This is a genomic window from Pseudarthrobacter sp. NPDC058196 (assembly GCF_042882685.1).
Classification (GTDB): Bacteria; Actinomycetota; Actinomycetes; order Actinomycetales; family Micrococcaceae; genus Arthrobacter.
Genome location: NZ_JBHVVN010000002.1, coordinates 301,426 through 316,848 on the forward strand (window position 1 = coordinate 301,426; position 15,423 = coordinate 316,848).

Below are 15,423 nucleotides of genomic sequence, written 5' to 3' on the forward strand. Positions count from 1 at the left end.
GCATGCGAAACCTAGGCATAAATTCCGCCATCCTGAACTCCAGTCCTAGACGCTCATCCTGTCCCTGCCAGGTCGGGACGCAGCCCTGCAGGACCGGCGTGCTGCCCTTGGTATTGGAGACAGCTTTAGTGCGTCAGTGCGCTGGCGTCAGGCATTGGTGTAGCGGATATATCTGTCTGAGTGGTTTTCGAGGGTGTGCCTCTTGATGCCCCGTCATGCATTAGCGAAAGCACTGACCCGTGGCTTCCGCGGACGCCTCCCCTTCGGTGCCCACGGGACTCAAGAGCCAGGACGCTGCAGGGGTTTCCCTCTTCATTTAGAGGGACCGGGCCCCTCTGATACTGCGCTCCTGGTGACGGACGGACGCGTCTGCCCGGTACTTTGTCCTGCTCTCAATGCCTAAAGTAGGAAAGGGACGAAGCTGGTGCCTCGTCCCTTTCTGCCGGCAAGTTGCTGCCAACGTTCTGTTTACAGTCCGCCGGCCAGTTTGTAGTATGCGGCGTTCCAGTTCAGGTCTTTCTTGAACTGGCGGATGGTGGTGGCTTCGTCGATGGTGAGCAGTTCGGTTTTGGCGATTTCGGCGAAGTCTTCGAATACGTCCATGCCCACTTGGGTGGACAGTACCGTGTGGTGCGCAGCGCCTGCGGTGAGCCAGGCGGCGGCGGACGTGGCAAAGTCGGGCTTGGGCTCCCAGAGCGCACGGGCCACCGGCAGGTTGGGCAGCGGCTGGTCCAGCGGGACGACGTCCACGGCGTTAGCCACCAGGCGGAAACGGTCCCGCATGTCGGAGAGGGCGCCGACGACGCCCGGGGAGGCGTCGGCGTCGAAGACGAGCCGTACGGGGTCTTCCTTGCCGCCGATGCCGAGTGGGTGGATTTCTAGGCGCGGCTTCGTGGTGGTGAGGGAGGGGCAGACCTCGAGCATGTGCGCGCCGAGGATCTTCTCGGAGCCGGGTTCCAGGTGGTAGGTGTAGTCCTCCATCAGCGATGCGCCGCCGGGCAAGCCGGCGCCCATGACCTTCGCGGCGCGCACAAGGATGGCGGTCTTCCAGTCGCCCTCGGCGCCGAAGCCGTACCCGGCGGCCATGAGCCGCTGCACGGCCAGGCCCGGGAGCTGGCGGAGTGCACCGAGGTCCTCGAAGGAGGTGGTGAACGCGGCCGATCCGTTGGCTTCAAGGAAGCTCCGGAGGCCCAGTTCGATCCGGGCGCCGTACCGCAGCGAGTCGTGCCGGGCGGCGCCTGCGCGGAGTTCCGGGACCACGTCGTAAAGGTCCTCGTACTCGGCGACCAGGGCGTCGACGTCGGATTCTGCAGCGCCGTGCACGGCATCGGCGAGTTCGTTGACGGACCAGGTGTTGACTGCGACGCCGAAACGCAGCTCGGCCTCCGTCTTGTCGCCTTCGGTGACGGCGACGTTGCGCATGTTGTCGCCGAATCGGGTCAGCTTCAGGGTGCGGACGGCGGCCCAGCCTGCGGCGGCACGCTGCCACGAACCCACCTGGCGCGCCACCTCGGGGTTGGAGACGTGCCCGACGACGGTCTTCCGGGCAATGCCCAGCCGGGACTGGATGTAGCCGAACTCGCGGTCACCGTGCGCGGCCTGGTTCAGGTTCATGAAGTCGAAGTCGATGTCCTCCCAGGGCAGGTCGCGGTTGGCCTGGGTGTGCAGGTGCAGCAGCGGCTTGCGGAGCAGGTCCAGGCCCTGGATCCACATCTTGGCCGGGCTGAACGTGTGCATCCACGCCGTCACGCCGATGACCGAGTCGTCCGAGTTGGCCTCCAATGCGGTGCGGCGGATGGCATCGGAATCGGTCAGGACCGGCTTCCACACGATCCGTACCGGAACCTCGGAGGAGGCGTTGAGCCGGTTGGCGATCTCCTGCGACTGCGCGGCCACCTGCTTGAGGACCTCCTCGCCGTAGAGGTGCTGGCTGCCGGTGAGGAACCAGACCTCATAGGCGTCAAGGGAAGTGTTTGCTGCGGTGCTCATGGGTTCTCCTGGAAAGTTCTTGGTGGCTACGGGCGCAATTGGCCCGGCTTTATTGGCCGTAGACGTTCTGGTAGCGGGCGTAAAGGGAGTCGATGTGGCCCTGGTCGATGGGCAGCGGGTCACCAAGCTGCCGGGTGATGTGCACCGTGCGGGCCACTTCCTCGCACATCACAGCCGCCTTCACCGCAGACTTGGCGTCCTTGCCGATAGTGAACGGGCCGTGGTTTTGCATCAGGACTGCCGGCGAGTTGGAGTTCTTCAGCGTTTCCACGATGCCGTGGCCGATTGAGTCGTCACCGATCAGGGCGAACGGTCCCACCGGGATGGAGCCGCCGAATTCGTCACCCATCATCGTCAACACGCACGGAATGGCCTCACCCCGCGCAGCCCAGGCGGTGGCGTAGGTGGAGTGCGTGTGCACCACGCCGCCCACTTCTGGCATGTGCCGGTACACGTAGGCGTGCGCTGCCGTGTCCGACGACGGCGACAGTTCGGGGTTGCCCCACTCACCTGTCGCGTCTCCCGCCACGGGCTTCCCGTGGAGGTCCGTGACCACCATTTGTTCCGGTGTGAGGTCCTGGTAGGAGACGCCAGAAGGCTTGATCACCATCAGCTCGTGGCCGGGAACCCTTGCCGAGACGTTGCCTGCCGTCCACACCACCAGTTCGTAACGCGTCAGCTCGGCGTGCAGGGCGCAGACCTCCTCCCGGACCCGGGCGATGGTATCCAGGATTCCGGCGCTCACGCGGACACCTCCGCCGCGGCTGCGGAGGCGCTGGCCGCCGATGGCAAAACGGAACCGGCTGCCTTGCGCTGGATCGCCTTGAGCCGGTGCATGACATCGTTGGTGCCGCGGCCGAAGTAGTCGTGCAGCGCCTTGTATTCCTGGAACAGTTCCTCATACGCGGTCACGTTCGCGGGGATGGGGGTGTACACCTCACCGGGCTCGGAGCCCATGGCGGCTGCTGCTTCGCGGATGTTTGCGTACTGGCCGGCCGCGACGGCGGCATGGATGGCAGAGCCAAGGGCCGGGCCCTGGGCCGATCCGATGGTGGACAGCTGCAGGTTGGTTGCGTCCGCGTAGATCTGCATCAGGAGCGGGTTCTTGAGCAGGCCGCCGGCCACGATGAACTCCTTCACCGGGACGCCGGAGTTCCGGAAAGCATCCACGATGGTGCGGGTGCCGAACGCGGTGGCTTCGAGCAGGGCGCGGTAGGTATCTTCGGGGCGGGTGGCCAGGGTCTGCCCCACCACGATGCCGGAGAGTTCGTGGTCCACCAGTACGGAGCGGTTTCCGGAGTGCCAGTCGAGGGCGATCAGTCCGTGCTCGCCGATCGCCTGCTGCGATGCACGTTCGGTGAGGTATTCGTGGATGCCCAGGCCTGCCGCTTCGGCCGCCTGGTGGTATTCCGGCGGCACCCCGTACTTGGTGAACCAGGCGAAGATGTCGCCCACACCGGACTGGCCGGCTTCGTAGCCCCACAGCCCGTCCACGATTCCGCCGTTCACCACCCCGCACATGCCGGGCACTTCCCGCAGTTCAGTACCGTTCATGACGTGGCAGGTGGAGGTGCCCATGATGGCCACCAGTTGGCCCGGGTCCACCGCCCCCGCTGCCGGAGCCGTCACGTGGGCGTCCACGTTGCCCACGGCGACAGCGATTCCCGCCGGCAGCCCGGTCCAGGCGGCAGCCTCCGCGGTCAGGTACCCGGCGGCGTCACCCAGGCGGCCGATGGTGTGCTCCAGCTTTGTGCTGACGAAATCCTTGAACTCCGGATTCAGGGCAGCCAGGAAGTCCTCCGACGGATACCGCCCGTCCTGGTAAATGCCCTTGTACCCGGCGGTGCACGCGTTCCGGACGTACTGGCCGCAGAGCTGCCAGACGATCCAGTCCGCAGCTTCGACCCAGTGGTCCATTTCCGCGTAGGCCTCGGGGTCCTCTTCCAGGAGCTGCAGCCCCTTGGCGAACTCCCATTCCGAGGAGATCAGCCCGCCGTAGCGCGGCAGCCAGTCCACGCCACGCTCCACGGCTAGCTGGTTGATCCGGTCGGCCTGGCCCTGCGCGGCGTGATGGCGCCACAGCTTAACGTAGGCGTGGGGCCGGTTCTCGAACCCGGGCACCTCGTTCAGCGGGGTGCCGTCAGCCTTGACAGGCACCATGGTGCAGGCAGTGAAATCCGTGGCAATTCCGACGACGGCGGCCGGGTCAATCCCTGCCTCGGCCACCGCTGCCGGCACCGCAACCCGCAGGACGTCTCGGTAGTCGTTGGGCACCTGGAGTGCCCATTCCCCGGGAAGCCGGGCGGCGCCGTCGCCCGCTACATCCGTCGGCAGGGCACCCAAAACCACCGCATGGGGGTACTCGTAAACGCCACTGCCCAGTTCCTTGCCGTCTGCAACCCGAACCACTACAGCCCTGCCGGACAAGGTGCCGAAATCCACTCCGATGACATAGCTGGTTGTTGGACCCAACGGTGAGGTCATTTCTATTTCTCCTAGATCAAAATTGGCGCTAACAATGACATGGTGGTTGTTGTGGGGCGGCGTAGATGTCAAGGCCCTGGACCGGGACGTCGCCGTGATTCCCGCCTGCGACCGCACGTTGGCGATGGTTCCCTGAGTAGCTGTCGGACACGGCCCGGTCTGCCCGCGGTGCCGGGTTCGGACCTGGGCGGAATTTTACAAGCCGTGGAGCTGCCTATTTATCTGCTCCGGCGAGAGCGCCTTTGACGAAGTATTTTTGAAGGAAGAGGTAGGCGATGAGGATCGGGAGCAGGCCGATAAGGGCTGCGGCGGCCGCGGCGCCGATGTTGCTGCCCTGGGCGCCGAAGAAGCTGGCCGCGGCGGGTGCAAGGGTACGGACTTCTGCTTTATTCAGAATGTATGAGCTCATGGCGAATTCGTTCCACACGTTTGTTGCGGTGAGGATGACGACGGTTGCTATGACCGGCTTCAGCGAGGGCAGTACGATGCGGACGAATGTCGTTACCAGCCCCGCACCGTCGATCGATGCTGCCTCTTCGAGTGATGGTGGCAGGGTGCGCATAAATTGTGTGAACAGGAAGACCGCTAATGGCAGCTGCAGGGTTGTGAGGACGAGGATCAGACTGATGTAAGTGTTCAGCAGACCGAGCTGGGCGAGCATCGTGTAGAGCGGAACCAGGATGCTCAGAGGGGGGACCATGAGCATCCCGAGGATGGCGAGTGAGACGAAGCGGTTCAGTCTCGTGCTTCGCCGCGCGAGGGGATAGGCGGCCGTGGCGCCAATGATGCATGTCAGTGCAGTGCTGAAGACCGTAACAATCAGGCCGTTCTCCAAGGCCCAGTCGAGGTGCCCGGCATCCCAGGCGGTAGCGAAGTTGTCCAGGGTTCCGCCGCTCACGGGTGGGAGCCACAGGGAAGTGGTGTCGGTGATGGGTTTGAAAGCTGTGGTCACGGCCAGGTAGAAAGGGGTCACCTGCGTGATGACCGCGAGGATAATGAAGACCCAGCGTCCGAGCTTCCGTGCCGGGGAGGTGCGCTTCACTCGCCTGACGGCAGCTCGTTTAGGTGCGATTGTGGTAGCCATCAGAGGTCCTTTCCGGTGCTGTCCATGCGCGCAACGAGGAAGATGGAGACCGCTGCGATCAGGACGAAAAGCGCAACGCCCATGGCGGAGGCATATCCGGCGGCCTGCTGTCCGAAGTAGCTGCGTGCGATCAGGGTTGAAACTGAGTGTGAGGAGTATCCGGGGCCGCCCCCGGTGAGGACCTGGACGACGTCGTAAAGCTTGAGCCCGCCGATGAGGTTGATGATGACACTGGAGATGATGGCCGGACGCAGCAGGGGCAACGTGATGGAGCGGAAGAGTCGGAACCCGCGAGCCCCGTCGACTTCGGCGGCCTCGTTGACTTCCTGACCGATGCCCTGGAGGCCGGCAAGGTAGATGACCATCGAGGTACCTACGAACTGAAGAGTGTTGATGAGGACAACGATGGTGACTGTTCCCGGACCGGTGGAAAGCCAGGAGATCCGGTCAAAGCCAACCGAGACAAGGATGTCGTTCAGTGCGCCCCGGTCGTATTGGAAGAGAAAGTAGTACATCATGCTCATCACGACGGGCGAAACCAGCACGGGAAGGTAGATTAGGGCACGTGCGAACGACTTTGTGCGCCCTGCGCCGTCCAGCGCAACTGCGAGACCGAGGCCGAAGATCTGCTGCAGCAGGGTGCTTCCAATGCCATAAATGAGAGTGTTCACCAGTGCGGTATGGAAGGTCGTGTCGCTGAAGAGCCTCGCGAAATTATCGAGGCCGACGAAGGCTTTGGTCGGGGAGTACCCGTCCCAGTTTGTGAATGCCAGCCCGATGCCCTGCACGAGCGGGTAGATCATGAAGATCGCTACCATCGCAATCGCTGGGAGGTACATCAGATTCATCGTCCCGCCGCGATGCCGTCGCGGCCGAGGTCCTGTTGGTGATTCGACCCCCTTGGTGGCCCGGGGGAGGGCGGTTTGTTGACTCATGTTGATTTTGCTTTCGCGAGGTTTTGAATCGGCGGGCGGAAGGGGGCCTGCCTGAGGTCTACGGGCAGGCCCCCCATCTTTCGGCTGCTACTTCTGGCCGTACAGCGTGTTGAATTGGTTCTTCATCTGAGCGACGGCGCCAACCACATCCGACTGTCCGGAAATTACGGAATCTGTGGTTGCGACCATCGAGTTCCAGGAACCGTTGGGCAGGTAGACCCGGTCGAAATAGGGCTTCACAGGCGTCGAGCCGCTGGTGACGTACTTGTCGAAGCTGGAGGTGAGCTTGCCGAAGTCGACCTTGACGTCCTTCAGGCCTGCTGCTGCACCGTTGGCTTCAGCCAGGGCAGCTGCGTTGTCGGATTGTGCGAGGAAGTCCAGGAATGCCAGGGCGTTGTCTTTGTGGGTGCTGGTCTTGGAGACACCGAACGAATCGACTCCCTCACCGCCGATCAAGTACGGGGTGCTGCCATTGGTGGGAGGCAGCGGTATGAAACCAAGGTTGGCGTTCGGGTTGTAGGTCCGTGCCAAAGCCAGGATGCTGTTGTTGTAGATCTCGAAGCCGGCGGTTCCGTTGGCGAGGGCGCGGGCCATGTCATCTTCTGAGGCTGAGGAGTAATCCTTGTTGAACCAGCCTTTGCTCTGCCAGGACTTCACGCGGTCCAGGACCTTTGTGTAAGCGGCGTCGACGAAGGTACCGTTTTTCATTTGGGTTAGTTCGTCGTCGGTGAAGGAGTCGGCGGCCAGATAGTCAGCCATATGTCCTGCCGGTCCCTGGGACTTGCCGCTGGAGAAGATTGGGGTGTTTCCCGTGGCCGCAATCGCCGTTGCGGCGGCATCGAAGGCGTCCCACGTGGTGATTGTTGCCGGGTCGATGCCCGCCTTGTCGAGGACGTCTTTGCTGTAGGCGATGCCAGCTGTGTCGAAGGCGCCGGGGAAGGCATATATCTTGCCGTCGCTGTCACGCATTGCTGAGTCCAGGGCCGGGTTGACCCTGGACGCCCAGGAGCGGTCGTTGAGGGGTTCGAGGAACTGGCTGTAACGCCCCACTGACCAGCCGTGTGTGGTGAAGATGTCGGGGATGTCGCCCGAGGCGAGCTTGACCTTCATCTGGTCTTCGTAGTCCGACGACGCGGTCGTCATTTTGACGGTGATGCCCTTCTCGGCCTTGAACTTGCCGATGAGGTCGTTCAATGTTTTGTACTGGGGCGTGTCGGTGCCGGCGTTGAGGAAGAACTGGACCTCGTCGGTGGCTGAGGAAGTGGTTCCGCGGTTGCAGCCGGTTGCACTGACAAGAAGGGTAGCGACGCCGAGAGCTGCCATTGCCGCCCGCGCCGTTTTCCGAGAAAGCTTCATTGCTTGTCCTTTTTTGTTGGGTTACTGCAGATGGGTAGGAGGTTAGCCGCGCTGAATGGTGTAGACCCGGGCCGTGGGGCCGTCGATGCCAGGGCGCATCCGAACGGTGTTTCCTGGACCGTCGGTAACGTCCCATGTTGCGAGGGTGCGGGGGTAGATTTCAGCAAGGTGCCCCGCGCGGACCCCGTTACCAAGGGCCAGCGTGATTTCTGAATTTTCATCGCCGCGATTCCAGACGTAGAGGAGATCAGCCTCCGGGCCGGAGAGTGTCAGCGCGATTGTGTCGGCGTACCACTGGGGAAGGCCCGTGGGCCAGCTCGGGGTGGACTCGGCGATGTTGCTACGGATCGCTTTGAACTGCCGGTAGGCATCGTGGACGAGTTCGAGCTGATCCGTGTTCATCCGGTTCAGGTGTCCGGAAGCATAGAGTCGGCCGCTGAGGCCGGTGACCATGGTGTATGAGATTTCCTCCTGAGTCATCCATGACTGCGGATAGGCCCAGTTGCCGGCCTGCTCCGGGAGCATTTGCACTGGCGCCCCGGCGGCGATGGCGGGATAGAGGCGGAAGTCCTCCTGGTCGGAAGTTGATTGGAAGTCGAACAGTTCCAGCATCGCGAAGTCGGACCGCATGGCACCGGAACTGCAGTTTTCAAAGATCACCGTCGGGTAGCGGCGGCGGAGTCCGGCGAACCATTCCAGGTGCGCGCGGTTGTGTCCGAGCAGTCCGGCGCCCGTGGAGAAGGCATCGAAATCCGTGCCAGGGCCGGGCGTTACGTTGTAGTCCAGCTTGAAGAAGTCGATGCCGAAGGTTGTGATGAGCCGGTCGAATGTCGCGTCCAAGTGGGCGCGGGCAGCGGGGTGGCGCAGGTCAAGAAAATATCGCTGGTGTTCGGTGACACGGCGTTCGTGACGCTGGAGGAATGCAGCGTCCGGGAGTTGCTGGGCGACGGGGCTGTCGACGCCGATAACCTCCGGCTCGAGCCAGATTCCTACGCCCATACCCGCCTCACGGATGGCGGCAATGACCCGCTCCAGTCCACCGTCGGGGAAACGGCGGACCGAGGGGAGCCACTCGCCGACAGACGGCCACCAATCTCCAGCAGCTGTATCGTCGTACCAGCCGGCATCAATACAGAAGCATTCCGCGCCGGCGGCTGCTGCCTTTTGGATCAGGGGAAGCAGCTTGTCAGTCGTCGGGTCGCCATTAATGGTGTTCATATAGTCGTTGAATACCAGCACCGAATTGGTGTCGGCGTTCTGCTTGCGGCGGAGCCACCTGCGGTGGCGTGTCAGCTCCGCGATGACGCCTTCGAATCCGGCGCAGCTCACGGCGATCGACACCGGAACGGACGTGAACGCTTCGCCCGGCTCAAGCTGGTCCGCCCAGTGGTGATCGAGGTCTTCGGGGCCGAGAAGCACAAGGGCTACGGAGTTTTCGTCCTCGCGGATGTTATCGACCTCCCAGCGCCATCCCCCATTGTGTTCGATCTGCCAGGCAAAGGAGCGGCCCGTGACCTTGTTTTCGAGTGCTCCCGTAGGAAGTGCCCGAGCTGTTGACCACGTGGACGTGCTGACCTTTTCGACACCGCCGCGGCCGGGCTGGTTCATGTTCGCGGAGTTGAAATCGGCGAGGTTTTCCTGGCTCCACAGTGCTTGGGTGCTCCATCGGAATTCCGCGAGCTGCTCCCCGGTACCTGAGTGCAAGAGCAGGTCCTTCGTCGACTCACCCGGATAGACGAAAGCGCCAGCAGCAAAGGAGCTCACTGCTTCAAGGATTACAGGAGCATCCGAAGTGTTCACCACAGTGGTCCTCACCCGGGCTGCCGCCAACTCAGGGGATGCGGTAAACGATGTCGTGACTTTAAGGCCCGTAAGAGGGTCTAGCTGGACAACATCCAGCTGAGCGACTCCGTCTTCACTACGCTCGGAATGGCTGGTGTAGCGAAGGCGGGATCCCACTCCGGTGTTGGTGAAACGTGTCGTTGTCCGGGCGCGGCCATCGCCTGTTGCCATCAGTTCAACAATCGGCTGCAGAGTTCGCGTCAGGGGAGACTCGTCGTCGCTGATGCTGTTCAGAATCACGGGGCTGTCAGGGCCGGCAAGGAAGGACAGCTTCATTCTGCTGGTCTTCCAGACGAAGCGAATTGAAAGCATGGCCTCGGATTCTTCCGATCCATCCTCCGCCACAGCCGTGTTGGCGGGTGTGGACTGTAGGTTGTACAAACGATGCTCCTTTGCGTCGGACCGCTAAATGATAGCGTTGATCAGAATTGATTAGAAGAAAGCATATGTCCTGACATGGACCCTTGCAAGCGTTGATCATTTAATCTTGAGAAGTTTTTTTGGACCGTTCTCGGCCGCCAATGCCGGTGCGGGCGGTCGAGGACGGCACCGGCTTCAAACGGGGATGGGTCCCGCCACGGCGTAACAGTCGTGGTGGCGCGACCCTGCATGCCTGGCCACCGACGTGCCCCCGGCTACGGTGCACGGGCGCACTCCGTGCCCGAATCCTGCTGTGTGTGAACGAGGCCGATAGCGCGGAGCAAACGCGGGTCCGACGAACAATCAGCTGACCGGTCATGGAGCGCCGAGCACGACTTTTTCCGCGCGTGACTACAAGGTGCCGCTCAAGCCTGGATGCCGAACCGCAACCAGCAAGGGATGGATCATGCACCCGCGCACCGACTCCATGCCTCGCATCAGGGCCAGTCCAGCCGTCTTACGCAGTTACCGGGGAGGGGCCGTGCTTTCTCTGATGATTAGACCCGACAAAGGCTCTCCGGATCTGGTGAGCGGCGCGTCGAGGTCCATTAGCAGTTCCAGGGCCGCCACTCCTGCCCAATCGAAATCGAGCCGGTAGGTAGTCAAAGCCGGCACCCAGACACCTGCCAGTGGCTGGTCGTCGAGGCCGGCGACACTAATGTCCTGGGGGACCCGCTTACCTGCTTCGTGAATACTGCGCATGACAGCGAAGGCCAGTTCGTCGTTGGCGCAGAACACCGCGGTCACTTCGGGGTCGCTGGCTAAGGCGGCGCCGGCCTTGTGGGCGGCGGCAATGGACCAGTCGGTCCGATGGACCTCGGGAATACGCGCACCCGCATCGAGCAGGGCCTGACGCCAGGCGGCTTCGCGGATTTGTGGTTCCCCACCGCGAGCTGGAGCAGCGACGTGATGTACGGTCCGGTGACCGAGTGAAAGTAAGTGATTGGTGACCTCGTACGCCGCTTTTCTGTCATCGACCCGCACATGGGGGACATCGATATCGGTCTGGTCACCGTGGATCACGGTGGAGATGGGAAGGTTTCCCAAGCTGTCTTTCAGGCGGGTGTCATAGGCGGTGTAGTCAAGGACTACCACCCCGACGATCGGCTGCCCGAGAAGCACATCGAGCGCGGATATCGAGTTCTGTAAGTCCGCGGGGTCAAGGGCGACGATGGCGACCAAATAGCCGGCCTGACGTGCGCGGCTTTCGATATTGGCCAGCATCCGGGTGTATCCGTACAGTGTGGTGTCCCGTGTGATGACGCCGACGATCGGCTGCCGCCCCTGCACCAGCGCGCGGGCTGCACCATTAGGTCGATAACCCAACTCCTTCATGGCAGCGCGGACGCGCTCCTTCGTTACCTCGCGCACCGGTATATTGCCGGTGAGTACACGGGAAACCGTCGGCAGCGAAACTCCTGCAATCCGCGCAACATCGGCAATTGTAGGAGGCCGCAGGCGCTCAACCGACAGGGGCACGCGAGACAAAGCGTCTGCCGAGCCCTCAGCCAAAGGTTTATCGCTCTGTGATGCCTTCAGCATCCTCATTACGTCTGCTTCCATGTTGCGCCTCGTCAATGTGTGTTCGTCAAGTGGCGACACAAGTTGAATGAATACGTTGATCATTTAGACTATCAAGAAGTGGGCATCCAAAGCTCACCGTCGCACCTCCCGGCCTTGCAACCACCTTTAAGCTTCTTCCCTCTAGCGAGCGGGTAATGCACTTGGCGGCGCCCGCGAGAGGGAACAAGCTTCCGGCCGATGCACACGACGACAGGCGCGATGGAATTCTTGGCATATCTCTAGAACGATCTAGACAGAGGGTGAGATCGGGCCCTAGTATCCATCTAGAACGATCTAAAACACATTCCCTAGGAGCACCAATGACGTATATCCAGCACCCGGTCGCCGAAGACCGGCCCGTCCGCATCGCTTTGATTGGCGCCGGATGGATCGGCAAATTTCATGCTGAATCCATCTCCCGCCGCATTCCCAACGCGCGGCTTGAGGCAATCACCGATCCTGTCCTTCCCGCGGTCGAAGAACTGGCGACCAATCTTGGAGTCACGAAGATCAGCACCGATGTAGAGGACGTCCTGTCGGATCCGGACGTGGATGCGGTGCTGATCGCGGCTCCGATGCGCTTCCACTCGGACCTCATCATCGCCGCTGCGAAAGCCGGAAAGGACGTTTTCTGCGAAAAGCCCGGCGGACGGACCATCAAGGAACTTGACGGCGCGATCGCCGCCGCGGACGAGGCCGGCGTCGTCCTCCGTTTCGGATTCAACCGCCGCTACTCCACCGACTTCGCCGCAGCCCGCAAGCTCATCGACGACGGTGCCGTGGGTACCCCGCAACTGCTGCGCTCCCTCACACGCGACCCGGGCACCAAGGCGGGGCTCAGCAACCCTGAGCGAATCGCGCCAGGCACCATCTTCCTGGAGACCCTTATCCACGACTTCGACACACTCAACTGGCTCAACCCCGGAGCCTTGCCGGTCAAAGTCCATGCAGTGGCCGATGCCCTGGTGGCGCCTGAGGCGAGGGCAGGAGGCCTGCTGGACACCGCCGTGGTAACCGTCATCTACAGCAACGGCGCCATCGCCGTGGCGGAAGCGAACTTCAACGCACTCTACGGCTACGACGTCCGCGGCGAGGTCTTCGGCTCGGCCGGTATGGTCACCGCCGGCACGCCGCAGGCCACCAATGCGACCAGCTACACGGCGGCCGGCATTGGCTCGGAAACCACGCGTCTGAACATCCATTTGTTCCACGACGCCTACACGGAGGAACTCGCTCACTTTGCTGACGACGTCGCCGCGCGGCGCGGTTATGCTGGTGCTCCTTCGGCGGCTTCAGCCGTGACGGCGCCAGGTGGTGTTGATGCGCGTAATGCTTTGGCCGTGGCCTTGGCTGCCTTCAAGTCAGCGGAGACAGGGCTGCCCGTTGAGGTTTCGCAAATTGCTGACCTGCTCCCTGCCGAGAGTGCTGTGCATCTGCAGGGAGCCGGAAAATGAGCTTCCGCCTAGCCGTTTGCGCCGAGATGGTCTACGGGGAGCTGCCCCTGATCGAGCGCGTGCAGCGGATCCACGAGCAGGGCTTTGAAGTGGAACTGTGGGACACCCGAGGCCGGGACATTCAGGCCCTCGCTGCGACCGGAGCAAAATTTTCCTCCATGAGCGGATACTTCGGCGGCAGTGTCATCGACTCCGCCAATTCTCACGAGGTCCTGGCCTCCGCCGAAAAACTGATCCCCACTGCCTTGGAACTCGGCGTTGAGAGAATGGTGGTCCACCCCGCCGAATTGGGCGAGGGAGGTCGCGCTGTCCGACCAACATACCGTTCGACAGGCGAAATGTGGCTGACGGGACTGCGTACGCTAGAAAAACTCGGCGAACTCGGCGAAAAGCATGGCATTACGTTCGCATTGGAAAACCTCAACACCATTCTCGATCACCCCGGCATCCCCTTGGCCCGCGCCAAGGATACGCATGCTCTCGTACACGCCGTCAATCACCCCAACGTGAAGATGATGTTAGACCTGTACCATGCACAAATCGGCGAGGGAAACCTGATCGAAGCGGTGCGCTCGGCTCAGTCGGAGATCGGGGAAATCCAAGTGGCCGATGTTCCCGGCCGCTTCGAGCCTGGCACTGGCGAGATCAACTACCCGGCCATAGCCAAGGCCCTCCGAGAGGCGGGATACGCAGGAGTAATCGGCATGGAAGCGGGCGCAGTAGGAGGTCATGGCATCGAAGCTGGCGATGCCGCCCTAGCAGCATTCCGCGCATCGTTCACTTGAGCCCCGACCTGAAGGTCGACACCTGTCGCTACACGCACAGATTGCGGCAGGTGCTGACCCATACCTGAATTAGGACATGAAGTGTGCATGCGGGCGGCGGTGATCGCACTCCCACCAATTCCCTGCGACACTGACGAAAGCGAGCCCGCCGAGAAGCTTGCCGACCAGCGCTTGGGCGCGGGCGCTGATGTGGGAGCTGATCGCCGACTTACTCCTCAGATATCAGAGATGAGAAGTTCTGCAGAATGTAATGGCAAAGAAGGGTTCTGTCCAGCGTGGATCGGTGGGAAGCCGCGCCCAGCTGGGTCCCGAATCGCGGTCAATCAGATGGGCGCGGATTCCTTCGGCGAAGTCCGGGAGGGCGAAGCGCGGCACCGAAACGCGAAGCTCTTGGGCGAGGGCTTCTTCCAGTGAAGAGAGACCCCGAGCCCGCCGGAGGGCAGCAAGGGTTAGCTCAAGCGCCATGGGGGAGTTACGCGCAACTCGTGCTCGGGTCTGCTCGGCGGCAAGGTGCCGAGCAGTGAGTTTGTGTTTGAGTTCGTGAAGGCACCCTGGAGCAAGATAATAAAGGAGTCTGGGTATGCCTCAGCGCGAAGCGATTGCAGTATCCAGCGGCCAGCAGGGCGTGCCTTTCGAAGCCTGCTTCACGCGACCGGGCCACCGAAAGGCGGCCGGAAACAGCCCCTTCTACGACAACTCCCCGCCCTGTTTAAGAGGCCGATAAAGGACCTTCCGTCAAGCAGGGCGAGGAGCGGGGGAGCGGGGCGGACTATTCACTCCTCCAAGTCAGGCCGAGCGTCCGGAAGGCGTCCTTGATTGCATCGCTGTCGTGGTGCAGTTCCTCGGGCCTGGCGTGCCTTAGCTTCGGGCTGACGTGAGGATCGCCTGGCCGTTCGAAGATTGCCCAGAGCGTCACGTCGTCGCCATGGCGGGACGCGAAGGTAACACCGTCAAGGTCTGTTGTCTCGTAGATCCAAGCGGCGATTGCCTGAGTCAGCCGGCGCGGCCGGGCATCTTTAGGGCTGCGGCGTCCAGGTCTAAGAGTCCGAGGCTGAGCACCACTCCGATGTAGTGCGGATGGAGGACAGGTATGGACCGGGAGTCCGTCACGGCGCAGTAGGTGCCGGCAAGTTCGTCTTCGTCATCCTCGACGATCTCGTCCAGCTCCATTGCTAGCTGGCGTCATGGCGGAAGGCGGCGAGCACCTCGAGCAGGCATGCCCTTAGGCTGGAGCCGGCGTAGACGGTCCGGAAGTTTCCGTGCAGGTCATCCCATCGGCCGGGGAACCTGCCAGCGGTTGCCCACTCCCAGCCACTCCACGCCCAAGGATCCGGGCGGAAACCAATGCGCCATTATCGGGTGTCAGCAGTGGCTGTTGCCAGTTGTTGTTCGGAACCCACCATAGGGACGACCAGACAAAGCCATAAACACCTGAACAGGAAATGCCGGCACCGCCGCAGGGAATAACTAGGACGTGCAAGCATTCCGTGTGAAAATTGATGATCAGCCAT

General features: G+C 62.2%; 13 protein-coding genes. 2 read left to right on the forward strand and 11 right to left on the reverse strand.

Features of this window, described 5'->3' with window-relative positions; all coding sequences use genetic code 11:
- Nucleotides 1-468: 468 nt before the first annotated feature.
- The 8 genes from araA to ACFVVC_RS04155 form a co-directional block, all read right to left on the reverse strand.
- On the reverse strand, nt 469-1,989 hold the full coding sequence (gene araA, locus ACFVVC_RS04120; RefSeq protein WP_387449524.1) for an L-arabinose isomerase: 1,521 nt from the start codon (nt 1,987-1,989) through the stop codon (nt 469-471).
- Between the two features lie 49 nt (nt 1,990-2,038).
- Nucleotides 2,039-2,734, reverse strand: a complete 696-nt coding sequence (locus tag ACFVVC_RS04125; RefSeq protein WP_387449526.1) for an L-ribulose-5-phosphate 4-epimerase — start codon at nt 2,732-2,734, stop codon at nt 2,039-2,041.
- Nucleotides 2,731-4,473, reverse strand: coding sequence for a ribulokinase (gene araB / locus ACFVVC_RS04130; protein ID WP_387449528.1), 1,743 nt, complete (start codon nt 4,471-4,473; stop codon nt 2,731-2,733). Before araB ends, ACFVVC_RS04125 begins: the two co-directional genes overlap by 4 nt.
- 214 nt (nt 4,474-4,687) lie before the next feature.
- Nucleotides 4,688-5,557, reverse strand: coding sequence for a carbohydrate ABC transporter permease (locus ACFVVC_RS04135; RefSeq protein ID WP_387449530.1), 870 nt, complete (start codon nt 5,555-5,557; stop codon nt 4,688-4,690).
- A complete protein-coding gene (locus tag ACFVVC_RS04140; protein WP_387449532.1) occupies nt 5,557-6,396 on the reverse strand; it encodes a carbohydrate ABC transporter permease in 840 nt (279 codons plus the stop codon). The genes ACFVVC_RS04135 and ACFVVC_RS04140 overlap by 1 nt, the downstream gene beginning before the upstream one ends.
- Before the next feature lie 183 nt (nt 6,397-6,579).
- On the reverse strand, nt 6,580-7,848 hold the full coding sequence (locus ACFVVC_RS04145; protein WP_387449534.1) for an ABC transporter substrate-binding protein: 1,269 nt from the start codon (nt 7,846-7,848) through the stop codon (nt 6,580-6,582).
- A 42-nt stretch (nt 7,849-7,890) separates the two neighbouring features.
- Complete coding sequence (locus tag ACFVVC_RS04150) at nt 7,891-10,071, reverse strand: glycoside hydrolase family 36 protein (protein ID WP_387449536.1); 2,181 nt, start codon at nt 10,069-10,071, stop codon at nt 7,891-7,893.
- Nucleotides 10,072-10,575: 504 nt separating this feature from the next.
- Nucleotides 10,576-11,736, reverse strand: a complete 1,161-nt coding sequence (locus ACFVVC_RS04155; RefSeq protein ID WP_387449538.1) for a LacI family DNA-binding transcriptional regulator — start codon at nt 11,734-11,736, stop codon at nt 10,576-10,578.
- Between the two features lie 257 nt (nt 11,737-11,993).
- Between ACFVVC_RS04155 and ACFVVC_RS04160 the strand changes: the two genes are divergently transcribed.
- Nucleotides 11,994-13,127 carry a Gfo/Idh/MocA family oxidoreductase gene (locus tag ACFVVC_RS04160; RefSeq protein WP_387449540.1) on the forward strand — a complete coding sequence of 378 codons (1,134 nt, stop codon included), beginning with the start codon at nt 11,994-11,996 and terminating at the stop codon, nt 13,125-13,127.
- Nucleotides 13,124-13,912 carry a TIM barrel protein gene (locus ACFVVC_RS04165; RefSeq protein WP_387449543.1) on the forward strand — a complete coding sequence of 263 codons (789 nt, stop codon included), beginning with the start codon at nt 13,124-13,126 and terminating at the stop codon, nt 13,910-13,912. Before ACFVVC_RS04160 ends, ACFVVC_RS04165 begins: the two co-directional genes overlap by 4 nt.
- Nucleotides 13,913-14,134: 222 nt before the next feature.
- Here the strand turns inward: ACFVVC_RS04165 and ACFVVC_RS04170 are convergent, their stop codons facing one another.
- The 3 genes from ACFVVC_RS04170 to ACFVVC_RS04180 form a co-directional block, all read right to left on the reverse strand.
- The gene (locus tag ACFVVC_RS04170) at nt 14,135-14,494 is read right to left on the reverse strand and encodes an enoyl-CoA hydratase/isomerase family protein (protein WP_387449850.1); all 360 of its coding nucleotides are present in this window, start codon (nt 14,492-14,494) and stop codon (nt 14,135-14,137) included.
- A gap of 411 nt (nt 14,495-14,905) precedes the next feature.
- Nucleotides 14,906-15,082: a hypothetical protein gene (locus ACFVVC_RS04175; protein WP_387449545.1), complete on the reverse strand. Its 177-nt coding sequence runs from the start codon at nt 15,080-15,082 to the stop codon at nt 14,906-14,908.
- A 2-nt stretch (nt 15,083-15,084) separates the two neighbouring features.
- Nucleotides 15,085-15,258 carry an RES domain-containing protein gene (locus tag ACFVVC_RS04180; RefSeq protein WP_387449852.1) on the reverse strand — a complete coding sequence of 58 codons (174 nt, stop codon included), beginning with the start codon at nt 15,256-15,258 and terminating at the stop codon, nt 15,085-15,087.
- Nucleotides 15,259-15,423: the final 165 nt, after the last annotated feature.